At 48.4% G+C, this 21644-nt stretch carries 23 protein-coding genes; 7 read left to right on the forward strand and 16 right to left on the reverse strand.

Annotation, left to right across the window (positions count from 1 at the left end; all coding sequences use genetic code 11):
* The first annotated feature begins 87 nt into the window (after positions 1-87).
* Entirely contained in the window at positions 88-312 is a 225-nt protein-coding gene (locus H6G00_RS19310; RefSeq protein ID WP_190797984.1) for a hypothetical protein, read from the forward strand.
* Here the strand turns inward: H6G00_RS19310 and H6G00_RS19315 are convergent.
* The 5 genes from H6G00_RS19315 to H6G00_RS19335 all read right to left on the reverse strand — a co-directional run bounded on the left by H6G00_RS19315 (position 309) and on the right by H6G00_RS19335 (position 4990).
* Positions 309-764 (reverse strand): CAAD domain-containing protein, encoded by a 456-nt coding sequence (locus H6G00_RS19315; RefSeq protein ID WP_190641856.1) that lies wholly within the window; start codon positions 762-764, stop codon positions 309-311. The genes H6G00_RS19310 and H6G00_RS19315 overlap by 4 nt on opposite strands.
* A gap of 318 nt (positions 765-1082) precedes the next feature.
* The gene (locus H6G00_RS19320) at positions 1083-2003 is read right to left on the reverse strand and encodes an SGNH/GDSL hydrolase family protein (RefSeq protein ID WP_190797985.1); all 921 of its coding nucleotides are present in this window, start codon (positions 2001-2003) and stop codon (positions 1083-1085) included.
* 182 nt (positions 2004-2185) lie between these two features.
* The gene (locus tag H6G00_RS19325) at positions 2186-3784 is read right to left on the reverse strand and encodes an ammonium transporter (protein ID WP_190797986.1); all 1599 of its coding nucleotides are present in this window, start codon (positions 3782-3784) and stop codon (positions 2186-2188) included.
* A 399-nt stretch (positions 3785-4183) separates the two neighbouring features.
* Positions 4184-4561 carry a cupin domain-containing protein gene (locus tag H6G00_RS19330; RefSeq protein WP_190797987.1) on the reverse strand — a complete coding sequence of 126 codons (378 nt, stop codon included), beginning with the start codon at positions 4559-4561 and terminating at the stop codon, positions 4184-4186.
* Positions 4562-4681: 120 nt separating this feature from the next.
* A complete protein-coding gene (locus H6G00_RS19335) occupies positions 4682-4990 on the reverse strand; it encodes a hypothetical protein (protein WP_190641852.1) in 309 nt (102 codons plus the stop codon).
* Positions 4991-5764: 774 nt separating this feature from the next.
* Here H6G00_RS19335 and H6G00_RS19340 point away from each other — a divergent pair.
* Positions 5765-6292 (forward strand): helix-turn-helix transcriptional regulator, encoded by a 528-nt coding sequence (locus H6G00_RS19340; protein WP_190641851.1) that lies wholly within the window; start codon positions 5765-5767, stop codon positions 6290-6292.
* A gap of 96 nt (positions 6293-6388) precedes the next feature.
* On the opposite strand, the gene H6G00_RS19345 is transcribed toward H6G00_RS19340, so the two are convergent.
* From H6G00_RS19345 to H6G00_RS19370, 6 genes are all read right to left on the reverse strand, one after another.
* Positions 6389-7984 carry an ATP-binding protein gene (locus H6G00_RS19345; protein ID WP_190797988.1) on the reverse strand — a complete coding sequence of 532 codons (1596 nt, stop codon included), beginning with the start codon at positions 7982-7984 and terminating at the stop codon, positions 6389-6391.
* 236 nt (positions 7985-8220) lie between these two features.
* Positions 8221-8370 carry a hypothetical protein gene (locus H6G00_RS19350; RefSeq protein WP_190797989.1) on the reverse strand — a complete coding sequence of 50 codons (150 nt, stop codon included), beginning with the start codon at positions 8368-8370 and terminating at the stop codon, positions 8221-8223.
* Positions 8371-8675: 305 nt separating this feature from the next.
* A complete protein-coding gene (rppA, locus tag H6G00_RS19355; protein WP_190797990.1) occupies positions 8676-9371 on the reverse strand; it encodes a two-component system response regulator RppA in 696 nt (231 codons plus the stop codon).
* Between the two features lie 40 nt (positions 9372-9411).
* Positions 9412-10062 (reverse strand): glutathione S-transferase family protein, encoded by a 651-nt coding sequence (locus H6G00_RS19360; RefSeq protein ID WP_190797991.1) that lies wholly within the window; start codon positions 10060-10062, stop codon positions 9412-9414.
* On the reverse strand, positions 10062-11324 hold the full coding sequence (locus H6G00_RS19365) for a TAXI family TRAP transporter solute-binding subunit (protein WP_242042376.1): 1263 nt from the start codon (positions 11322-11324) through the stop codon (positions 10062-10064). The genes H6G00_RS19360 and H6G00_RS19365 overlap by 1 nt, the downstream gene beginning before the upstream one ends.
* Positions 11325-11416: 92 nt before the next feature.
* Positions 11417-12394, reverse strand: a complete 978-nt coding sequence (locus H6G00_RS19370) for a cupin-like domain-containing protein (RefSeq protein ID WP_190797992.1) — start codon at positions 12392-12394, stop codon at positions 11417-11419.
* A gap of 158 nt (positions 12395-12552) precedes the next feature.
* Between H6G00_RS19370 and H6G00_RS19375 the strand changes: the two genes are divergently transcribed.
* Both H6G00_RS19375 and H6G00_RS19380 read left to right on the forward strand, forming a co-directional pair.
* On the forward strand, positions 12553-13014 hold the full coding sequence (locus H6G00_RS19375; protein WP_190684866.1) for a MarR family winged helix-turn-helix transcriptional regulator: 462 nt from the start codon (positions 12553-12555) through the stop codon (positions 13012-13014).
* 141 nt (positions 13015-13155) lie between these two features.
* Positions 13156-14496, forward strand: a complete 1341-nt coding sequence (locus H6G00_RS19380) for an SCP2 sterol-binding domain-containing protein (RefSeq protein ID WP_190797993.1) — start codon at positions 13156-13158, stop codon at positions 14494-14496.
* 27 nt (positions 14497-14523) lie between these two features.
* Here H6G00_RS19380 and H6G00_RS19385 read toward each other — a convergent pair whose 3' ends face one another.
* Positions 14524-14916: a helix-turn-helix domain-containing protein gene (locus H6G00_RS19385; RefSeq protein ID WP_190684860.1), complete on the reverse strand. Its 393-nt coding sequence runs from the start codon at positions 14914-14916 to the stop codon at positions 14524-14526.
* A gap of 168 nt (positions 14917-15084) precedes the next feature.
* On the opposite strand from H6G00_RS19385, the gene H6G00_RS19390 reads away from it, so the two are divergent.
* Positions 15085-15648, forward strand: coding sequence for a cysteine hydrolase family protein (locus tag H6G00_RS19390; RefSeq protein WP_190797994.1), 564 nt, complete (start codon positions 15085-15087; stop codon positions 15646-15648).
* A gap of 37 nt (positions 15649-15685) precedes the next feature.
* On the opposite strand, the gene H6G00_RS19395 is transcribed toward H6G00_RS19390, so the two are convergent.
* The gene (locus tag H6G00_RS19395; protein ID WP_190797995.1) at positions 15686-17413 is read right to left on the reverse strand and encodes a succinate dehydrogenase/fumarate reductase flavoprotein subunit; all 1728 of its coding nucleotides are present in this window, start codon (positions 17411-17413) and stop codon (positions 15686-15688) included.
* A gap of 128 nt (positions 17414-17541) precedes the next feature.
* Positions 17542-17850 (reverse strand): hypothetical protein, encoded by a 309-nt coding sequence (locus tag H6G00_RS19400; protein WP_190797996.1) that lies wholly within the window; start codon positions 17848-17850, stop codon positions 17542-17544.
* Positions 17851-17947: 97 nt separating this feature from the next.
* Between H6G00_RS19400 and H6G00_RS19405 the strand changes: the two genes are divergently transcribed.
* Both H6G00_RS19405 and H6G00_RS19410 read left to right on the forward strand, forming a co-directional pair.
* A complete protein-coding gene (locus H6G00_RS19405) occupies positions 17948-18544 on the forward strand; it encodes a pseudouridine synthase (protein ID WP_190797997.1) in 597 nt (198 codons plus the stop codon).
* Positions 18545-18832: 288 nt separating this feature from the next.
* Complete coding sequence (locus H6G00_RS19410; RefSeq protein ID WP_190797998.1) at positions 18833-19495, forward strand: hypothetical protein; 663 nt, start codon at positions 18833-18835, stop codon at positions 19493-19495.
* Positions 19496-19676: 181 nt separating this feature from the next.
* On the opposite strand, the gene H6G00_RS19415 is transcribed toward H6G00_RS19410, so the two are convergent.
* Both H6G00_RS19415 and H6G00_RS19420 read right to left on the reverse strand, forming a co-directional pair.
* Positions 19677-20360, reverse strand: coding sequence for a response regulator transcription factor (locus tag H6G00_RS19415; RefSeq protein ID WP_190797999.1), 684 nt, complete (start codon positions 20358-20360; stop codon positions 19677-19679).
* Positions 20357-21475, reverse strand: coding sequence for a HAMP domain-containing sensor histidine kinase (locus H6G00_RS19420; protein ID WP_190798000.1), 1119 nt, complete (start codon positions 21473-21475; stop codon positions 20357-20359). Before H6G00_RS19420 ends, H6G00_RS19415 begins: the two co-directional genes overlap by 4 nt.
* Positions 21476-21644 lie beyond the last annotated feature (169 nt).

Raw genomic sequence — 21644 nt, forward strand, 5'->3', positions numbered from 1 at the left:
GAGGTCTAATCTACGTACAGGCTTGGTTATCCCTAGGGGCGAATCAGAGTACTTCACTCCTGACAGGGTCTATCAGCAGTCTCGCTGATGCTGGCGCTTACATACAAGGGGCGAAGCATTCGGCAAAAGAATTGTGCCTCGGCAGCAGAGATGCGACCGAATGCTTCGCCCCTACTGATACCGCTACTCTACAGACAGATTTGGTATGAGCAGCTTGCAAATCCTACTGATTATCATCACCAGAAACTAGAAAAGCGAAGGCATTCTAATCCTGCCCTCGCTTTTCTAGTTTTGCTCAAAGGCGATCGCTAGACTTTAGGAGAACCTTGACCCAGGACCTGCTCTCTCAGAGAGTTGAAATCATCAGCCAGTTCTTTGCGATTAGAAGCCCGCAACAGATAGCGGTAAACGAACCAGGCAGAGTAGCCCAAACCAATCAGCTTCAACGATGGCTCAAGCAGTGGAATATCATCAAGCGAGTCTAGAATTGCTAGAACTAGCTTTGCCAAAACAATTGTCCCAAAGATCAAGCCGATTGAGATGATTGGCCGTCTGTATTCGCTGAAAAACTCGGTTAGATACTCCGGTAAATCAGCCAAAAAACCAGAGACTTTTTCTCCAATTTGCCGCCATTGCTCTTGCGACTCACTGGTCGTCGTGAATTGAGTAATGGTTCCAGCATCCTCTCCATCAAGGCTGACTTTGGTGGTTTCAACCTCGGTCACGACTTCGGAATTGATATCTTGCTTCACTTCAGGATCCATAGTGACACCTTGAAACAGCTTAAATAAACTTTTGTTAAAGGATATCTCAACTTGCTGTCGCTTAACAGCAGAGTTGCCGATTTCCTCCTATTTGCTCAGACTTGCTCAAAGATGCTTGCTCAAGTTTGCTCAAACATACCTGACACTAAAGCAGAGTTTGGGCAATTGCAAGAGACGCAAGACAGATTCATGAGTTTTGTGAACTCCACCCAAAGATAATTCGCTACAAAGCTACTCTCAGTCAGTTGCGGAACGGGTTAAAGGACTAAACCGTTGCTCAAACATAGTGATTCACCCGTCGCTACGGTTCTGCTACTGTTACTCCTCCACCTCAAGCTTTGTTTGGCTAAAGATTTGCAGAGCTGAACTCCAGACTAGGTAGCCTTGAGCGCTGAGGTGGAGTCCGTCAGTACTGAGTTCGGGGCGCAGGTTGCCTGCGGTGTCGGTAAACAGAGGATGCAAGTCAAGGTAATGTACGCCCTCTTGAACGGCGATCGCCTCTAGTTCCTGGTTTAGTTCCCGGATGTAGCTGTTGGGAATTTCTAAAAGCCGCGATCGCCCTTCCCACACCGCTTGCTCCGCCCCATGCGGCAAAATTGACTGAACAACGATTTCAGCCTGAGGATGTTGCTCTTTCAAGGTCTGTATGATCAGGCGCTGATTTGCTAGCAGCGTCTCATCAGACACGCCGCGAATCAGGTCATTAATACCAATCATGACAAACAGCGTTTCTGGCTTGGTTGTGCGAAACAGGTCTAGCCGCCTCAGCAAGCCAGCAGAGGTTTCACCTGAAATTCCTTGGTTGAGCCAGTCCCGTTCAGCTAGGAGCAACTGAGACGGAAACCACAGGCTGAGAGAGTCTCCTACCAAAATCGTCAGGCGATCGGGTGGGTTTGCGGCGGCTGCCTGAGCTTCCTGCTCTAGCAGATTCACCCATTGCTGGTAGGTTAACTGATGACGTGGGCCTAGCTGAGCCACCAGTGGGTAAGCCGAATTCACTAAATTAGGCTGAAGCAACACACTGGACTGAGCCACTAGGGCAGACGTTCTTGCAGGTGTGCGGGTGGTTAAGTTGATGCCCGCACTGTAATCACGAAACAAAAGCAATACGACTGATACAAGCAAAAAACTGTTGGTCATTAGAGAGAAAAGTGCCCACGTTGGCAAATCTCCCAAGTGCTGACAGAAGACAGCAGATTTGATGAGACTCGCAACTGGCTTAAGACGGCGATCGCCCATCAGGTTTTTGAACTCTTATGGCGTAACGAATATTCAATGATTAGTTTAAACCGGAGGAAATAGCAGACAACTAAGCTTAATAAAAAAAGCGGCAGGGGTGGATCTCAGATCCTAAAAGTCCCACCGCCGCCTATTGTACTGAACCAAACTTGCTCAAACAGAGGTGCTATTAAAAACAGACCCTAGAGATTGGGTGAGCTACCAGCGATACCAGTTGAGCCACTAGGAACATTAGCTGTGCTGCCAGCCATGCCGCTCGTGTCTTTGATAAAGCCGCTGTAAGCTTCCATGCCGTGCTCGCCAATATCTAGACCGATCAGCTCTTCTTCCTCCGTCACACGGAGACCTAGAGTTGCCTTCAGTGCTAGCCAGAATATGGAGGACAGCAGAACGGTCATGCCGCCTACAGCCAAGATGCCAACAAGCTGGATGAATAGCTGATTGATGCCCCCACCGTAGAACAAGCCAACAGGACCACCTTCCAGCCCGTGGATAGCTGGGTTCGCAAACAGACCGACTGCCAGGGTTCCCCAGGCACCGTTGACTAAGTGAACAGAAGTTGCACCAACAGGGTCGTCAATCTTGATGCTGTCAAAGAAATAAACCGCAAAGACAACCAGAATGCCACCGATCACGCCAATGATGATGGAAGGGAAAAGACCTACAAAGGCACAACCCGCAGTGATGGCAACAAGACCTGCCAAAATACCGTTGATAATCATTGAAAGGTCAGGCTTTCCAGACAGCATCCAGGACGTAACAGTGGCGGCAATTCCGCCTGCGGCTCCTGCCAAGTTGGTAGCAAGAGCGATGTGTCCGATACTCTCGTTGACAGCCATAACCGAGCCAGGGTTAAAGCCAAACCAGCCGATCCAGAGGATTAAGCATCCCAGCGTGGCGATCGACATGTTGTGACCAGGTAAAGCCGATGTGCCGCCATCCTGATAACGACCAATCCGAGGACCGAGGAAAGCTGCCCCCATGAGCGCTGCCCAACCACCAACCATGTGAACCACGGTTGAACCAGCAAAATCCCAGAAACCAAATTCATATAGCCATCCACCGCCCCAAACCCAGTGACCAGTAATGGGATAAGCGATTCCAACCAGCAGCAAGCTGAAAATTAAGAAGTCAACAAACTTAATTCGCTCGGCTACTGCACCAGAAACGATTGTTGCTGCAGTTCCGGCGAACGCAACTTGGAACAAAAACTTAACGGAAAGGGGAACGCCCGTCCAGTTGAGGGAACCAAAAACTCCCTCATAAGCATCGGCTGTAGCAGGGCTATTGTCTGCACCGCTGAGGAAGAAACCGTTTAGACCCACAAAGCCATTGCCGTCACCAAACATCAATCCAAACCCGATCGCCCAGAAAGCGATAGTCGCTAGAGCAAAAACGATCAGGTTCTTAGATAGAACGTTGACTGCATTCTTCTGACGGCAGAACCCGGTTTCTAACATGCAGAAACCTGCGTTCATAAAAATTACCAGGATTGCTGCAATGACAACCCAGAGAGTATCCAATCCGACTCTCAGTTCCGCAACTGCTTCTTCAGGAGAAACTTCCTGAGCAGTTGCACCAAAAGCGCAGACCAGGACAAGAATGCAGGCCAGAGGAATGCAAGCCTGCCAGCTTGGAGAAAGCCGCTTGATCCCGGTTTTAAGCTCTTTAAACAGAGCTACAGGATTAGATAAGTTGATTTGCCGGTTGCGCGGCGTTGACGTGTCTCGGAGCGAGAACCGCCTATTTCTTCTTCTTTTTTTGAGCAACAGTTTAGACATCACTGGACGTTCCTTAATGAATGAAGCAAGTCCAACGACTCAGTGAGAGCCGTAGATTTTTGTGTTGGGTTTAAGAGGAGCAGTCAGGATCTTAAATTTGAACTCCGTTGAAGGGAGCGATAGATTCTGAATCTACAGTTCACCGGGTAGCTCCATTGATTTCCGCTATCGCTTGATTAAAAGCTACATCTGGATGTCGAAGGGATACAGGTGAACAACATAGAGAACATGACGATTGCACCAATTCTGAGTAGCCTAATTCTGTATATGGGAATACATTTATCTACGCATGGGGCTTAAGAGGCTAAAAAGATAGCCTTTTTGGGGGATTTCACCAAAGCCGAAGTAATTTAACGGTTTTTTAAGTAAACGCATTCCCTGGCTGGTGCTGGCTTGATTTCAGGAGGGTGGGCGATCGCCATACACCGTCTCATCCTCCTGTCTCCAAGCAGGATCAACAATGCAAATAAAGACTAATGGCTCGGTGCCGCTGTTGTAGATAAATTGCTCAGCATCCGGCGGAATATAAATAGTGTCCCCTGGCTCAACCCTCTGACTCTCATCGTCGATGTGCATCTCACCCGTGCCGCTGAGAATGTAGTAAACCTCAGAGGTCTTGAGGGAATGGGGGTAAGACGTTTGCCCTACCGGGACGATCGCATGGGCAAGGCTATATCGCAGCGCCAGGGGGTGCTTGTCAGGGTGTAGCAGCTCGCGCAGCAGCGTTCCATCCCCTGCAACAAACTCGTCACAAGCGTTGAGCTTTCGGATTAGCATTCGAATTTTTTTGCTTTAGGAGCATTGACAAAACAGCAGTTTTTGAAGAAAACGACGGTGCGCTTCTCTCCACAAACCACTATTGCATCTATTGCATCCAAAGTATTTTAAGGGAGTATTTCAGGGGCGAAATACAAGATTTGCTTCGGCTGCAGGTTGGTGGTCCATGCAGTCGATCGCCTCTTCAGTCAAAGCCATAGTTGGATGAACTGTGCACTTAAGGTGATAGTCGCCTGTAAAAAACTGACAGTTTGCACAGGGAATTTGATGCATTCGCTTAGCATTCGCGACTCCATCTTGAAGTGCAGTCCAGACACTCCAAACTGCCATGAGAATGAGTGACCAGGCAAATACAAAACAGAGCGGTACTAGGATAGGCTGGATGACTTGAACCAGCCAATGGGTTAGGAAGTAAAGAAATTGAAACACAGTAAGTCTACTCGAAGCAAAGTTTTACCAATAACTCCAACATAGTGGATCTGCCAAATTTGGAAACCTACATTTGGAGTATTTTGTAGGCAATATAGTGGAGCAGTTGGTATTGAAGTAGACAATATTCTGTTACACAAGCAAAATCTGTGTAACAGAATATTGTCTACTTCTATTAAATTTCTGAATAATTTGTGAGAGCACCTACACGGAAGATGTTTGCTTTCACAAATTATTCTCATCGATCAAATATAAATTCAATCAGGCTACTATATAGCAGTTCTAAATTAGTTATAAGACCGATTGGTTATGGGAGGCTTGGCCGTGGAAAGGTTGCTTCTCATAACCGATTTGAAATAGTTATAGAATCGCTGAAGGTGAAAGGAAAGGGATAAGTTTGTTTTCTGAAAAGATCCTTACTGACAAGAGTTCAATACTGTAGAGATAAGGTGCTTTTAGCAAAACCCATTCGACTTTCTATTAACTCTTTCACCCTAAAGGGTGAGGCTTGCTACTAGTAAAAATTCTTGGGCTAGCAACCAATTTTAAGACTGGTTGAATACCTAAATCGGTTATCAAACTGTAATCTTGCGAAGATAGCCGAAATTTGAGGGGCAGTTGTTGTAGTGTCATAAATCAAACTCGCTTACAGGCTCAGTTGATTTTCTATAGGACTCAATCCTCTTGATAAATGGAAGATGGTTTGGTAAGCCTAGCTTCCTAACATCTGCCTGTTCTAAGAGGTGAAATGTTGTTCATTCAAGCCCCCCTCTAATGGACATTCATAGCATCATAGAAGGTTTCATTGATGGCATTTTAATTCTGACAGATCAAGGTGAAGTCGTTTGTGTAAACTGCTGTGCTCGCCAGATTTGTGATAGCCTCAACCAGCGTAATTCAAGCTCTAGCTTAGTTCCCTCTAGAGTTTGGCGGATCTGTCAGTTAATGGTTGATAGTCGCACACTGTATCCCGACCATATTTTCATGATCGAAGATGAACTTGAAATGGGTGCATTTGATACGATTCGAGTTCGGGTGCAGTGGATTAATTTAGAAAATAGCGATCGCCCCTGTTTACTAGTTGCGCTGGAAGACAGATATCAATCTGCTAAAAAAATGGCGATCGCAGAACGTCAACGCTTTGGGTTAACCGATCGCGAATCAGAAGTCTGGCTACTGCGTCGCGCAAACTGCACCTACAAAACGATTGCGGCCAAGCTGCACATCACCGTTGACACGGTGAAAAAACACGTCAAAAGCATTCATGCCAAACGGCAGGATGTCATGTGGGCAGACGAATAGCGTCACGGTTTATAGCGCTAGTCACTGAAGTTAGAACAAGAGGCAGGGTGACACCCTGCCTCTTCTATCAAGCCATAGCATTTTAGTAGGAGTTGGTTAGCTTGAAGGTGCGTCTTGATAGACCCCAACTTTAGGATTGCTTCTTGCTTCAAGGTTCTCTGCTATTTCTAAGCTTGCAGATGTAGGAGGTGAATGAGTTTCAAGGCTAATGGGTTGAGTGTTGCAGGTTGGAATCTCAATCCAGAACTCTGTACCTTGCCCCGGTTCTGAGAAGCATTTCAACACGCCTCCGTGGCGCTCTACTACAATCTGATAGCTGATAGATAGCCCCAGCCCCGTCCCTTTACCAACTGGTTTTGTCGTGAAAAAAGGATCAAATAGTTTTTCTTTCGCTGCCGGAGAAATGCCAGGACCATTATCCGTGATGCGAATGATCACACAGGGTTGCTTAGAAAATTTGCCCCGGTGGGTAAACCTTGTACTGATAGAAATTTGACCCTTGGAAGTTTGACCCTTAACAGCCTCTTGGTCTGAAATAGATTCAGGGTCTGGCGGAGCAGCGCTAGAGTTAGCGTGTTCTAGAGCATCAACAGCATTGCTGAGAATGTTCATAAACACCTGATTGAGCTGTCCAGCGTAGCACTCTACGAGTGGAATATTGCTGTAGGTCTTGATCACCTCAACGCCAGGATGGTCGAGTGCTGGTTTAAGCCGATGTTGCAAAATCATCAGTGTGTTGTCGATGCCTTGATGCAGGTCAACGGCCTTTTTTTCTGCTTCGTCTAATCGAGAGAAGTTTCGCAGTGACAGGACGATCTGTCGAATTCGATCTGCCCCAACTTTCATCGAGGCCAGAATTTTAGGTAAGTCTTCTGACAAGAAGTCAAGGTCAATTTGCTCGCTCCACTGCTGAATCTCCGGAGCGGGTTGAGGGTAGTGGCACTGGTAGAGATCCAGAAGACCAAACAAATCTTGGATGTAACGATTGACGTAAGTGATATTGCCGTAGACAAAACTTACGGGATTGTTAATCTCGTGGGCAACACCTGCGACCATTTGCCCCAGGCTTGACATTTTCTCGGTTTGAATCAGTTGAGTCTGGGTTTGCTGAAGTTCTTCCAGCGTTTGGCGAAAGCGCTGATTACTGCGCTGTAGAGCATTTTCTACCCGCTTTTGGCGATTGACGGTGCGCTCTAGCTGCGTGACATTCGCCTTCAACTCTAACTGCATGATCACCTGACGGCTTAGAATCCGCAAAGTATCAAGCTGATCGTCGCTCAGGATACGAGGAGTCCAATCCATCGTACAAAGGGTGCCGATCGCAAAGCCGTCTGGGGTGACTAGAGGCGCGCCCGCATAAAAGCGAATGTGGGGTGATGCAGTTACCAGTGGGTCACTGGCAAATCGCGAGTCATTTAGCGTATCTGAAATGACCAGAATTTCATCGGGCTGTAGGATTGCTTGATCGCAAAAGCCAACATCTCTGGCAACACTGACGGCATCCCATCCAATTCTGGATTTAAACCACTGGCGATCTAAGTCAATCAGGTTGATCAGTGCGATCGGAACGCCACAAGTGCGTGCTGCCAGTTTTGTGAGGTCATCTAACACCTCCTCTGGAGCAGTATCAAGAATTCTGTAGCGCTTGAGGGCATCCAGTCTATCTGCTTCACTGAAGAGTGTTTGTGCCATCCCGATTGCTCAATTCCAAGCTTGGTTAGTCACGCATCTTAATAAAGTAATTCATTCGAATCGATAAATGCAAGATAGTGATCCCCCAAAAGGTTGAACTAATCGTAAAAAGACGAAGAAATAAAATTTTGAGAATTTTTATTCCATGATGCTATCAAGATGTTTAGATTCTAGTTCTACAAATGCTGTGCTTGCTGAAGTAATTGATAGGAATGGAGAGCGCGGCGATCGCCCCTTTAAGTTCTTAGGTCAAACCGATTTGGGATGGAGGTAGGGCGATCGCCTTGCAAATGAGTTGACTGCGAAAGACCGCCAGATCTACTCTGTGTTGCTTGCACCCAAAAACCTACAGGCAGACCAAATTCGTCCTCAAAAGTTTCAAACATCTGGTTACTGTTGATTGAAGTTGGTTAATGCACGTGTAGAACGCAGACTTTGCTCAAGCTAATCAGCAAATTTAGAAACAAAATAAGAGATGCAATTTGAGTTAAGGCCACCTCATGATTTAGAAGATTGCAGTGAATGAATTGCACAAATTGCGGAACTAAACCTACGACAAATTGCAAGACTTTACTGCAAGACATGTGTAACAAAAACGAAGCTGTTGATTTCTTTTTGTTGATAGATCTTCTACAAAAACCACCTTCTGAAGGGTAAATGGCAGCGCCGCGCTGCTATTCACCCAGGGAATCTAATGATCGCCGCCTTCAGAAGAGCCGAAGCGGTACCCTTTCCCGTAGACGGTGTGAATCAGCGGAGGTTCACCGCTAGCCTCAATTTTGCGGCGCAGCAGACGAATCTGGGCTGCCAAAGCATTGCTGCTGGGTTGTCCTTCGGCCCAAAGGTGATGGTGAATTTGACCGTGGGTGAGCAACTGATTCGGGTGGGTCATCAGATAAGCCAGGAGCTGGCTTTCTTTCTCTGACAGTTCAATGGTTCGCCCCTGCCGATAGGCAAGCTGATTCTCTAGATCTAGTTCAAAATCCTGGACCCGTAGTCGCGGAGTGGGCACGGGCGTTTCCTGGAGCGGCGGACGGCGCAGCAATGCTCGCACTCGGGCTAACAGCTCTCGCAGTTCAAAAGGTTTGATTAAGTAGTCGTCTGCGCCTGCATCCAATCCCTTGACCCGATCGTCAATCGTGTCTTTGGCAGTAAGGAAGAGAACGGGGGTGGTGTCACCGTGCGATCGCAATTCCTGGCAAATCTCCAGCCCGCTCTGGTGAGGTAGCATCCAATCTAAGATCAGTAGCTCATAGTTACCCTGGGCAGCCAATTGACTCCCCTCTGCCCCATCATGAGCAACATCGACGCTGTAGCCTTCGCGGGCGAGTGCCAGATTCAGGGGGTCTGTTAATTCCACCTCATCGTCTACTAGAAGAATCCGCATGGTGCGCTCAAATCAGGTGTGGGATGAGTTTTTAATTCTACTAAAGCTTAGATTCTGCTAAATACTCTGACTCGGCTTCCGCTGCTGCAACCCATTCTTGCATTGATGGCAGTGCCCAAACTGCATCTGCGTAGGCTTTTGCAATTCCATCTAACTCCACCCCATAGGTGACAAAGCGAGATACGACAGGCGCATACATGGCATCGGCAAAGGTGAATTGACCAAACAGAAAATCGCCGCTAGTGCCGAACTGCTGCCGACAAGTGCGCCAGATTTCGGTGATGCGATCGATGTCTGACTGCACGCCAAGTGCCATACCCTGTCCGGGAAGTCGGGCGCGGCAGTCCATTGGCATGTGTTGTCGCAGGTTGCTAAAGCCGGAATGCATCTCGGCGCTGACGGAGCGGGCGATCGCCCTTGCTGCTCGATCTTCAGGCAACCAGTGTCCCGCAAATTGCTCTGTCAGATATTCACAGATGGCGAGAGAGTCCCAAACGGTTAGGTCATCGTGAATTAGTACAGGCACTCTACCCGTAGGTGAATATTGCAAAATCCTGGCGTGGGTTTCGGGCGTGTCTAGCGGAATTCGAACTTCAGCAAAATCAAGCCCCCCTTGCTTCATCGCCAACCAGGGGCGTAGTGACCAGGAAGAATAATTTTTGTTGCCAATGACTAAAGTAAGCGTTGACATCAGGATTTATGGTGCAGATTTAGCAGAATCATCTCACGATGGCGGATCGTTGTAATTGCTACGTCCCAGGGAAAGGTAAAGGATTGAAAGGATTCGGGTGAAATTCGGTCTTTATCCAGGTCTACGACGACCTGAGCAAAAATTTCAAAAAGCTGATGGCGAATTTTGTAGAGATGTTCTAAGTCGTTAACGGTTTGGACTTGTTCAATAATGTCTAAAATCTCCAGGTTGTAGCGATCGGCGCGATTTTTTTGGCTTGCCAAGAGCCAGAGACGAAATTGCCAGAACGCAGATACCAAAAGAACGGCAACCGACAGCAGCAACCCAATCAGCTCAGCATATTCGAGCCAAAAGTTAGGATTGTCCTGGTTGTAATAGGCTCTAGCGCCCGGATGTAGGGGAATTCCCAGGTTTTCTGCTGATTCAGGTAAGCGAATGTTGGCGGCACGGGGGTATTGTGCTACAAGTTCGCTGCGTAGCTCAAACAGGGTGCGAGTAATTTCCCGCACGGCTTCTTCACTAACGCCAGCGTGGGCAACCAATTCTGCCCGCACTGCCACCACTGGAATATTTTCAGGTGGAATCGGACCCGCCCCATTGTAGGTGCCCTTGGGAATTTGAGTTGCTTCTAAGTAGGGGAGGGAAAGCCGCAACGCCTCGACCTGATCGATCGGAATCAGTCGAATCTGGCTGGTTTCGAGCAGGTGACTGACTGAGGTGCTACCCAGGGCAATGACGCGAAACATTGCATCGGCTTGTCCTTCCTGTAGAGCAGCAGAGGCCTGATCTGCAGGAAGAGGGATTGCCTGATAATTCGTTTCGTTTAACCCATAGTGAGGGCTAACTGCTTGAAATAGTGCATAAGAACCGCTGCCTTCGGGTGTCAGTGCTACCCGTTTGCCGCGCAGGTCAGCCATTCCCTCAATTCCCGACTCTGCCGTGGCGAGCAGGTGAAATACCTCTGGAAACAAATAGGCAACGGCTTTCACCGAGGAATGGACTGGCGTGTCACTCTGCACGATCGCCAACTGAACTTGGTTTTGCGCCAGCAGCGACATGTTTTCGACCGAGCCAGCCGTTTCTCGCACCCTGATTTTGATCTCAGGATGATGACGAGACACTACTTTCGCTAACACACTGGCAAAGGCAAAATATTCTCCGTCTCGGCTAGCGGTCGCAATCACTAAATGATGAGTCCGATTTTGCTCACGTACCCACTGCATAGCAAACGCCAATGCCGCAACCAGGCTTATCAGCACCATGGGATACGCAAACTTACTCTGCATAACCGCAAACGAAGGGAATAGTGTCTCACTTCTAACACAATCTAGCTGGGGAATATGCGTTATTTTTCTTAGATTTTCTGCCAGATCTGACTCAGCGCTTGAGCGTTGCCGCTGGCGATCGCCCTGATTACATCTCCCAAGATGTGGGGAATCGCACAAACGCTGCCCAAATGCACTCGCCACTTGCTCCATAGACGGAGCGATCGCACTGCTGGAACCTGCCAAAAGCGGTTTACAGAACAAACCATTACATCTCCAGCCTCATTTCCTACAGTGGTCAACTCGTGCCACCAGCCCGCTGGAATAAACAGCACCTCCCCCTGCCGTAACACATCGTCATAGCGATGCTGGAGTGCCTGCCTGAGTCGAGGAAATGCTTCAAAATCAGGACGCTCAGGATACACCTGGCTGTAAGAAGCCCGCATCTTTAAGCCATGACGCAAATGTACCCAAAAAGAAAATGGGTAAAGGTTGTAAAGCTGAGACGGTGGGAAAAGCACCACTTTTTTGGCACCATGAAGCTGTATCAACGTGCCGTCCATCGGGTCGTAGTGCAGACAGGTGATGTGTCCTGATGTGCCTAACCAAAGATTAAAGTCGCTCATCGGAGCCAAACCCAATTTCTCTCCGACCTGTTGGAGCGACGCTAGATTTTGCTCTAGTGGCGTGTTTTTGAGGGAACGTTTAACTAGGTAAATATCCTGTTCCTGGGCTTCGCCGCTTTCTAGCATTTCAGCATATTGAATAAATGGAACGCGCTGAGCTTCAGTGCCGCTGCCGATGCTTTGCCAGGTGCGCTTATCTTGCTCATACCGCTTCCACCCATACCGCCGAATCGGAAGCACAAAAGTATTTAGTTTTTCACGCAAATAGTCCAAGCTCCAGTCCAACTCAGCATCCAACAAACCCGCCACAATTACGGGCACTCCTGGTTTTTGGTACTGCTCAAAAAATTCAGACGCAGTTAAAGCAGATGCAAGGACACGGGATATTGAATGAACTGAATAATTTAACCCCGATTGGGTTACACCTAGTTCAGGTTGCATATCAAATTGAAATGGATTTTTCAGGTGATTTTTGTCGATATGATATCTCTGCGAAAAATGCGAAACAACCTACAGGTGGGCGATCGCTAAGCTTCTCTGACATTTCTTAACTAGGTGATCCGCTTGACAAGATCTAATTAAGTGGATATACACCTATTATGCATTCACAAGAATCACAACCTAGTTCACACAATCCCGATGCCGCTACAAGCTGTACCTGCTTTAACCTGCGCAAGGCAACTCGCGTCGTCACCCAGTTTTTTGATGAAAAGCTCCAACCGAGCGGGCTGCTGGTTAACCAATTCACGCTGCTAACGGCTCTAGCTCAAGTGGGTTCTCCTACAATGAAGACCCTGGCTCAAGTTTTGGTGATGGATCGCACGACCCTGACTCGTAATCTCAAACCCCTCCAGCGACAAGGGCTAGTTGCCATTGAGCCCGGACAAGATCAGCGAGAGAGAATTGTTACCCTGACTGCAACTGGGCAATCTGCTCTAGCAAAGGCATTTCCCCTCTGGAAGGAAGCACAGCAGCAAGTCGTTGAGGGATTAGGCAAGGATCAGTGGCAAGTGCTGCTGTTTAGTTTGGCAAACACGGTGTCTTTGGTTCATGAAATATAGGGAGCATGAAGTGGAAGGGCTGAGGTTTTGAGGAATTGAAAAATACCCCCCGCTCCTAGTCCTCAGTTCCTTTTATCGAACAGTCTTGGCAGTTGAGTTTGTCAAAAAGTGTATATGCACCTAAAACTAGAGAGGAAATTTATGTCTCAGTTTGAACAGCATCCAACGGTTAAGCGGTTTCGTGAGCAGGAAGCGACTCGTGAGGAATCTGTGACTACGCTGGATGCAGATTGGCTGCGTCAGCTTTGTTTGGACGCAGGCGCAGATGATGTAGGGTTTGTCGAAGTAGGGCAATTGGCGATCGCCGACCAGCAACGAGATATTTTAACTGCCTTCCCGCCCACCAAAGCGTTGATCAGCTTTGTCTGTCGGATGAATCGAGAGAATGTTCGCAGTCCGGCGCGATCGGTTGCCAATGTCGAGTTTCACCATACGGGAGATGAGGTGAATGACATTAGCCGCGAAATTGTAACAGCGCTGGAGCGACGAGGTATTCGTGCTCTGAATCCAGCAATGGGATTTCCGATGGAGATGGATCGCTTTCCCGGCAAGGTTTGGGTGGTTTCGCACAAGCCAGTGGCAGTGGCAGCCGGACTGGGACACATGGGCATTCATCGCAACGTGATTCACCCCAAGTTTGGCAATTTTATTCTGCTAGGCACGGTGCTGATCGATGCAGAAGTAAGCGCCTACAGTGCCCCAATTGACTACAATCCCTGTCTGGAATGCAGGTTATGTGTGGTGGCTTGCCCAGTGGGGGCGATCGCCACCGATGGACACTTTGACTTCTCTGCCTGCTACACCCACAACTACCGCGAATTTATGGGTGGCTTTGGAGACTGGGCCGGAGAAGTAGCAGAAAGCCGCAGTTTCAAGGACTATCGTCAAAAAGTTAGCCCATCCGAATCTGCCTCCATGTGGCAGAGCCTTTCCTTTGGAGCGAATTACAAAGCGGCGTACTGCATGGCTGCTTGTCCTGCCGGAGAAGATGTGATCGGACCATTTCTCAGGAATCGTGTGGGCTTTGTCCAAGAAGTGGTCAAACCTTTACAGGACAAGGATGAAACGATTTATGTTGTGCCTGGTTCTGACGCTGAGGCGCACGTTGCGCGACGGTTTCCGCACAAGCAAGTCAAGCAGGTGAGAAACACTTTAGTGCCGCCCCGCACGGTTGAAGGGTTTCTGCGAGGAATGCCGCTTTTGTTTCAGCGCAACCAAGCTGAGGGACTAGATGCGGTCTATCATTTTATTTTTACGGGCGCAGAAAGTCATCAGGCAACCGTCACCATTCGCGACAAGAAACTGAATATTCAAACCGGACTTGTAGGCAAACCGAATTTGCAAATCACGGCTGACACTAACACCTGGCTAAAGTTTTTGGCAAAGGAACAAAACTTAGTTTGGGCACTGTTGCGTCGTCAAATTCGATTAAAGGGAAATGTGCGATCGCTCCTAGCTTTTAGCAAATGTTTTCCGAGTTAAGCAGAGTTTGTTCATTTTCCTGCATTGTTAGCTTGCTGAATCAGTCGGTGAGATTGATGCTTGATTCACAGTTTCAAATTCTTCCCACCAAACTGCTCTTTGTTCAGTCATACACAGGTACTTTTCGCTCCAATTCAGCATTACCTGTAAAACAGGCTCCAAGCTCAGTCCCAAATGAGTGAGAGAATATTCTACTTTTGCAGGAACTTCGGCATACACTCTTCTCTGAACAATTCCAGACTGTTCTAGTTCTCTCAATTGTAGGGTAAGCATCCTCTCAGTCACGCCGGGAAGATGCTGCTTGAGTTCCCCATAGCGTTGGGTTCCTTGAAACAGGAGCGTGAGAATTGGCATCTTCCACTTGCCCCCGACAACGTCAACAAGAGCTTCTACCGGACACATATATTGTTTTTGTGGCATCGAGTCTTGTTCCAACGATACTTTTTGATAGTTCCCAATCATATTGTACGTACTTGAAATAGTGAGATGCTTCGCTCATACTCAGGCTATCGAAGCAACAGCTAAATAAAGCAGTGAGCAAGCTTTGCTGCCAGTGCTAACTCAAAAGAGTAATAACAGGACAAAATTATGCAAGGAGCTAATGTGAAAGGTTTAATTCTAGTTGACATTCAAAACGATTATTTCCCCGGTGGAAATTGGGAACTGGTTGGCGTAGAACAAGCTGTAAAAAATGCTCAAAAGCTTCTACAGAAGTTTCGAGAAGAAGGATCTCCAATTTTTCACATTCAGCATATTTCGGTAGAACCGGAAGCAACGTTTTTCTTGCCAAACACAAAAGGCGCTGAAACTCACGAAAGTGTAGCTTCTCAACCCAACGAAACGGTGATTGTGAAGCATTTTCCTAATAGTTTTAGAGAAACTTCTTTACTGGACAATCTAAAAGATTCTGAAGTTGAAGAAGTGGTCATTTGTGGCGCAATGAGTCACATGTGCATTGATGCTACAACCCGCGCTGCATTCGATTTTGGGCTTCAGTGCATTGTGATTGAAGACGCTTGTGCAACACGGGATCTGGAGTACAAGGATGGAACAGTCAAAGCTGCTGAAGTTCATGCGGCTTTTATGGGGGCACTGGCAGAAGGTTATGCAGAAGTTACCTCGATCAACGATTTTGATCGTGTTCCGCTGTAGTGAATCGCTCTCAACCAAAACGGGTCTTGGAGGAGTTCTAATATTTCCGCTCTTGCGGCTCGAACATGGTGATGGCGACTGGGCGATCGCCAATTTGAATACCCGCTGGAGAATAATAAGCCATCGTATGTTTGAGGAAATTGGTGTCATCCCGGTCTGCAAAGTCTTCGCGGCAGTGTGCGCCTCGGCTTTCCTGACGATTGAGCGCACCCGTGAGAATAATTTCACCCACAATCAGCAAGTTTTGCAGTTCTAGCGCTTCGGTTAGCTCGGTATTCCAAAGTTTGGCTTTGTCATCCAGGTAAATCTTTTGCGCCTGCTGGCGAATTGCTTGCAGCTTTTCTAACCCTTCCTTCATCACGGATTCTGTGCGAAACACGCCGCAGTGGTCGGTCATGCAGTCTTGAAAAGCCTGACGGATTTGATCAATTCGATATTCACCGGGCTGATCAATTAAGGTTTGAACTTGCTGCTCTGCCTGAGTGAGATAGCGCTGTTCGTCGATTTCAGGAAGTTTACGCGATTGGACATATTGGGCAATCGCCGCTCCCGTCCTCTTGCCGTAGACTACACATTCCAGCAAAGAATTACTGCCCAGCCGATTGGCTCCGTGTACGGAAACACAAGCGGCTTCCCCAGCGGCAAAGAAGCCTTCAACCAAGCCATCGGCACCACTGCGAACTCGTCCGTCTGTATTAACCGGGATGCCGCCCATTGAGTAGTGAACCGTTGGACGAATCGGAATCGGCTGATGTACGGCATCAATTCCCACTAGGCGATGTGCCTCTTCCCAACAGAAGGGAACACGGCTCATGACTTTTTCTCGTCCCATGTGGCGCAGGTCAAGGTAAACAAACGGGCCGCCTGCACTGCCGTCTTGATGTGCGCCGCGCCCTGCCCGAATTTCTTTGGTAATGGCGCGGGAGGTGATGTCGCGGGGAGCTAACTCCATTTTGCTGGGGGCATAGTTAGACATGAAGCGATCGCCCTCTGCATTAATCAGATAAGCCCCTTCACCTCGCACTGCCTCTGAAATCAGCACTCCAACCGGATACAGCCCGGTCGGGTGAAACTGAACAAACTCCATATCTTCGAGCGGTAGTCCGGCAATGGCTGTCATCGCTAGCCCATCGCCCGTTGAGGCAAAGTCGTTAGATGTGGTGTTGTAAACCCGCCCGTAACCACCTGTTGCAAACATCACGGCTTTTGCTCGTACCACCTCCAGCCGTCCATCCAGTAGGTGATACATCACCACACCTTTCACCTGGTCTTCTTCTAGAATCAGGCGCAGCACATACCATTCGTCATAAATATGGACCCCATAGCGACGCAGGTTTGCCACCAGCTCGTGCAAAATAGCGTGACCCGTTTTGTCAGCGGCGTAACAGGTGCGTTTATGAGAATGTCCGCCAAAGGCACGTTGGGCAATGCGTCCATCGGGCAGGCGGGAAAACAGTACGCCCATGTGTTCCAAGTCGATCACCACGTCGGGCGCTTCACGAGTGAGAATTTCGACGGCATCTTGGTCTGCCAGGTAATCGGAACCCTTTACCGTATCAAAAGCGTGAGCTTCCCAGGTGTCTTGATCATCAACATTCTTTAGGGTGGCTGCCATTCCGCCTTGAGCCGCGACGGAGTGCGATCGAATGGGGTGAGTTTTGGCGACAACGGCAATGCTCAATCGAGGATCTGTTCTGGCAATTTCTACTGCTGCCCGCGTCCCTGCTAGACCGCCGCCTACAATGATTACGTCGTGTTCAATCATGCTCAATCGCGCTCAAACTGTTGCGTGAAGTTGTCCTATCTCTATCCTGACGCAAATAAAAAGTCCCTACCTAAAGGCAGGGAACTTCTTAAGAAATGATCTGATGTGTTGTTTCAGGAAGCTTTTCGTTAACCCGCAGCTTGGGCAGGGCGTTGGCTAGAGACTGTGCTAGGTTCTGCTCGGCTCTCCGTCTGAGGGCTAACTTCAGAAAACTCAATATGATTGAGCAAGGTTGTGACGAAGGCGAAGAGCAGAAATGGTAGGGAAAGCACCAAAATTAGCCCTACAGTAGCCAAAGCATAGATTGGACGGCTAGCACCCATCAGCGCCAAAGCAGACGCGAGACTGATGAAGATTACAATTAACCAAACGATGATTTGACCGTAGATATCACCAAAGGAGAGCGTGCAAACGAACCGATATTTTTGTTTATCCATAAGATTCTCTTCCAAAGCCCTTTGACCTTAAGCGTAAAGCCGAGCCAAAGATTTGGACAACTTAACTAAGATTTTTTAATAAAATGAGCTCTTTGACGTGCGCGATCGCCACCTACTGTTCTACAAACCCTACGACGTTCTAACCCAATTCACCGATGCTGCATCTGAGGGTGGCGCTTCCAGACGCACGCTCAAAGACTACATTGATGTGCCAGATGTTTACCCAGTTGGACGGTTAGACCGAGACAGTGAAGGATTGCTGCTGTTGAGCAACAATGGGCGACTCCAGCATCAGTTGAGCGACCCCAAATTCCAGCATCCTCGTACCTACTGGGTGCAGGTGGAGCGGATTCCGACTGAGGCAGACTTGATTCCGCTGCGGCAAGGACTGGTGATTCAAGACTATCGGACTCGTCCGGCAAAAGCTGAGCTGTTAGTTGAGGAACCGTCTCTGCCGCCTCGCGATCCGCCAATTCGATTTCGCAAAAATGTACCCACGGCATGGCTGGAAATCACGCTGACCGAGGGGCGCAACCGTCAGGTGCGAAGGATGACGGCAGCAATCGGTTTTCCAACGCTGCGGTTAGTCAGGGTAGCGATCGCTACTCTCACGCTGACAGGGCTAGAACTTGGACAGTGGCGCGATTTAACTAGTGAAGAGATGACGACTTTACGCAAAGCCTGTAAAATTTAATACACTAATTTGAGTTGCAGGAACATTCAAAATTCTACCGAAGTCAGTAAATTCAGCAGTGGAGCTTCAAACTGCCTGAAATACGACATTTATGCCCAAATTCGTCAAAAATCATCCTATCGGGTGAATCGAGAGAATGAAGTAAGGCGATCGCTTCTCGTCGTAGCTTGTATGGTATCCGGATCAAAATGCTCCCTGCCTCAATAAAAGAGTCTTTAAGCCAAAAGAAAAGCAAAAAAGACTTTGAAACTCAATGGTTGTAAACAATCGGGGATCAGGAGAAAAACAATGTTAATTTCAAAACGCTGGCAATCTAGAACTGCTTTGTTTATGGCGTTGGGAATGGCTTCAGTGTCAGCCTTGCCCACTTTGCTGGCGACCCCAGCAGTTGCAAATGAGCCATATCTGGTGGGGCAGCTATTTCCCTCCGATACGACCCGGCTTGTTGTACCTTCTGGGACGGTGATTCCAGTGCGCTACGAAGAAGCTGAAAGAATCATCGTCACGCCCAATGAAACGGCTTCCGTGACCCTAGTTGTGGCTCAAGACGTGCGCTCCTCTGCCGGAACGGTGTTGATTCCTGCTGGTAGTGAAATTGAAGGAGAACTACAGCCTAACGGCGGTGGTACTCAGTTTGTGTCCGAAGAAATCACGCTCACATCGGGTCAAACTTTGCCCATTGATGCCACATCTGAGGTGATCACCGATACCCAGGTCATTACAGAAGACACTGACCCCGATTTTCTTCGAGGGGCGGTGATTGGCGCAGCAGCGGCAGCAGTTTTATCAGAAATCTTCGGCTCGATTGATTTTGGTGAGGTACTAGCTGGTGCTGGCTTGGGTGCTCTAGGTTCGCTGCTTTTAGGAGGTGGCGAAGAGGAGGTTGAAGTCGTTGTTGTTGAGCCTGAAACTGACCTGGATCTAACCCTCCAAAGTGAATTTGAGCGTTAGGGATGGTCTAGATAGTCCAACCTGTAGCGTAGGGGCAGTTCGCGAACTGCCCTTACAGGGATCTGTGGTTTATTCAAAATGTCACTATGCATAGGTTTTCCACGCAGCCTTACCCAGCACAGCCACTCCACTTCCTATAGCAGCTGTGTTTTGCAGATTCAGGAAGCTTCGGCGTGCCCTATCAGTGAGGTTGTTGGAGAAAGTCGGAGGCAACTAATCCTTTTTGCAGCGCTAGGACAGCAGCCTGGGTGCGATCGCGCACATCTAGCTTTTGCAAAATCGTGTGAACGTGAACTCTGACCGTTCCTGGTGCGATGTAGAGAATTTTGGCGATTTCCTGATTGCTTTGTCCTTTTGCCACCAGTGCCAAAATTTCTTGTTCTCGTCGGGTCAAGGGGTTTTCTAGCGCCTGTTCTGAAGCAGGAGTTGAGCTGTCGGTTTGAAATGCCGCATAAATTTCTTGGGTTGCAACAGAGTCCCACCATGAAGCACCTGCTGCAACGGAACGAATCGCCAAAACTAGAGATTCAGCCGCAATTCCTTTCAAACAATAGCCCTGCGCCTTTGCCTCAATCAAACGAGCAATCAGCGGTTTTTGAAAATGAGAGGTAAGCGCCAACACGGGGAGATCGGGCTGCTGTTGTTTGATTTGGCGGCAAGCTTCGATGCCGCCGATGCCGGGTAGCCCAATGTCTAGCAACACTAAATCAAGCAGGCGATCGCAGGCAATTTCTATAGCGGTTTCTCCATCTTCGGCTTCTGCTGTCACATCCAGTCCTTCTTCTTGTTGAAGCCGGGTTGTAAGTCCGAGGCGAAATAGCTCGTCATCTTCTACCAGGAGAATGCGTAAAGGACTAGATTTCATATCAGGAATGGTGAGACAGACGCAGTAGGAACTAGCACTGGTAAGCAAAACCCAAATACGGCACCTTGAGATGAATTGTTTTTTGCCCAGATTGTTCCACCGTGAGCTTCGATGATTTGTCGGGTAAGGTAAAGTCCTAGTCCTGATCCTTTGGTTTGGCGATCGCCATGCCCCTGATAAAACCGTTCAAATAGCAGAGGCAATTCGTCCGATGTAATGCCTTGACCGTTATCGATCACTTTCACCACATGGTGAGTGTTCGTATTGCTAATCACAATTTCAACCTTGTCACCTCGCAGGGAGTGGTTGATTCCATTTTCTAATAAGTTGACAAAAACGCGCCGAATCTGAAGTGCATCTCCATTGACCCAGAAAGATTGACGGAAGTCAGAATCTCCACATCTCAACCGCAAATGGACTCGACGGCTAACCGCCAGATCGGTCAGCATAGCCGCCGCCTCGTCTGCTAATGCTCTAAGATCCACGGGTTTCCGCTGAAGGATTAGCCCTTCGGTGTCGTTGCGATAAACATCAAGCAGGGTCTCAACCAACTGTAAGCTGGCTTGATGACTACGAGCCATAATTTCTAAAACCCGGCGCTGAGGGGCTGTGACTGCACCAAATTTTTCTTGCTGAAAAGCTTTTAGGGTTTCGAGCGCCCCTAATAACGGTGTTCTTAGGTCGTGGGTCAGGGTCGAGGCAAAATCTTCTCGCACCTGGTTGAGATGCTCCTGGGTCTGGAGTTTGACTTGCTGCTGAGCGATCGCCTGCTCAAATCGACGATTGCAATCGCTCAACCAACCCGTAACAATCAGCGCCATTGCTGCAATCAGTCGATTAGCAACCGTGTCTAAGGTAATCGTCTCTGCTCCAGGTACGAATAGGTTGAAGATGGTGAGGCTGATGGCGATCACTGTCACCCAAGTTCGACTCGCTCGACTGAGCCCCGAATCTGCTAGCAAAACTGCGCCGATATATAGATAGCCAAATACATAAGGCGGTGGTGTGGAATATTCCAGAGTGCTCACGATAAGAAACAGGATCGCAATCAACCATTGAGCTTTAACCGGTTTATGAAAAGGGGACGGTTTGTGAGTTGGCGATCGGTTTAACATTGCAAAATCTAAATTTTAGAAATTAAAGAACATTTGAACAGTAGTGAATGTTTTTTGTAGATACTGTGCATGTAGGTTGAAGTCAAGCAGGTTGAGGAGTTATGTCAGTTTGGGGTCAAAGGGCTTCTGCGAATGCAAGACCCCGAAGACCCAACGAATGACCTTGTGC

This window comes from Leptolyngbya sp. FACHB-541 (genome assembly GCF_014695875.1).
Classification (GTDB): Bacteria; Cyanobacteriota; Cyanobacteriia; order Elainellales; family Elainellaceae; genus JAAUTN01.

What these genes read in the sequence shown, in the direction of transcription:
- H6G00_RS19385 (WP_190684860.1), bottom strand. Translation starts at nt 14,916, where the DNA reads ATGCCACAAAAACAATATATGTGTCCGGTAGAAGCTCTTGTTGACGTT.
- H6G00_RS19365 (WP_242042376.1), bottom strand. Translation starts at nt 11,324, where the DNA reads ATGGTGCTGATAAGCCTGGTTGCGGCATTGGCGTTTGCTATGCAGTGG.
- H6G00_RS19400 (WP_190797996.1), bottom strand. Translation starts at nt 17,850, where the DNA reads ATGGATAAACAAAAATATCGGTTCGTTTGCACGCTCTCCTTTGGTGAT.
- H6G00_RS19325 (WP_190797986.1), bottom strand. Translation starts at nt 3,784, where the DNA reads ATGTCTAAACTGTTGCTCAAAAAAAGAAGAAGAAATAGGCGGTTCTCG.
- H6G00_RS19375 (WP_190684866.1), top strand. Translation starts at nt 12,553, where the DNA reads ATGCATTCACAAGAATCACAACCTAGTTCACACAATCCCGATGCCGCT.
- H6G00_RS19380 (WP_190797993.1), top strand. Translation starts at nt 13,156, where the DNA reads ATGTCTCAGTTTGAACAGCATCCAACGGTTAAGCGGTTTCGTGAGCAG.
- H6G00_RS19315 (WP_190641856.1), bottom strand. Translation starts at nt 764, where the DNA reads ATGGATCCTGAAGTGAAGCAAGATATCAATTCCGAAGTCGTGACCGAG.
- H6G00_RS19350 (WP_190797989.1), bottom strand. Translation starts at nt 8,370, where the DNA reads ATGTTTGAAACTTTTGAGGACGAATTTGGTCTGCCTGTAGGTTTTTGG.
- H6G00_RS19345 (WP_190797988.1), bottom strand. Translation starts at nt 7,984, where the DNA reads ATGGCACAAACACTCTTCAGTGAAGCAGATAGACTGGATGCCCTCAAG.
- H6G00_RS19390 (WP_190797994.1), top strand. Translation starts at nt 15,085, where the DNA reads ATGCAAGGAGCTAATGTGAAAGGTTTAATTCTAGTTGACATTCAAAAC.
- H6G00_RS19340 (WP_190641851.1), top strand. Translation starts at nt 5,765, where the DNA reads ATGGACATTCATAGCATCATAGAAGGTTTCATTGATGGCATTTTAATT.
- H6G00_RS19360 (WP_190797991.1), bottom strand. Translation starts at nt 10,062, where the DNA reads ATGTCAACGCTTACTTTAGTCATTGGCAACAAAAATTATTCTTCCTGG.
- H6G00_RS19370 (WP_190797992.1), bottom strand. Translation starts at nt 12,394, where the DNA reads ATGCAACCTGAACTAGGTGTAACCCAATCGGGGTTAAATTATTCAGTT.
- H6G00_RS19420 (WP_190798000.1), bottom strand. Translation starts at nt 21,475, where the DNA reads ATGTTAAACCGATCGCCAACTCACAAACCGTCCCCTTTTCATAAACCG.
- rppA (WP_190797990.1), bottom strand. Translation starts at nt 9,371, where the DNA reads ATGCGGATTCTTCTAGTAGACGATGAGGTGGAATTAACAGACCCCCTG.
- H6G00_RS19415 (WP_190797999.1), bottom strand. Translation starts at nt 20,360, where the DNA reads ATGAAATCTAGTCCTTTACGCATTCTCCTGGTAGAAGATGACGAGCTA.
- H6G00_RS19395 (WP_190797995.1), bottom strand. Translation starts at nt 17,413, where the DNA reads ATGATTGAACACGACGTAATCATTGTAGGCGGCGGTCTAGCAGGGACG.
- H6G00_RS19410 (WP_190797998.1), top strand. Translation starts at nt 18,833, where the DNA reads ATGTTAATTTCAAAACGCTGGCAATCTAGAACTGCTTTGTTTATGGCG.
- H6G00_RS19320 (WP_190797985.1), bottom strand. Translation starts at nt 2,003, where the DNA reads ATGGGCGATCGCCGTCTTAAGCCAGTTGCGAGTCTCATCAAATCTGCT.
- H6G00_RS19330 (WP_190797987.1), bottom strand. Translation starts at nt 4,561, where the DNA reads ATGCTAATCCGAAAGCTCAACGCTTGTGACGAGTTTGTTGCAGGGGAT.
- H6G00_RS19310 (WP_190797984.1), top strand. Translation starts at nt 88, where the DNA reads ATGCTGGCGCTTACATACAAGGGGCGAAGCATTCGGCAAAAGAATTGT.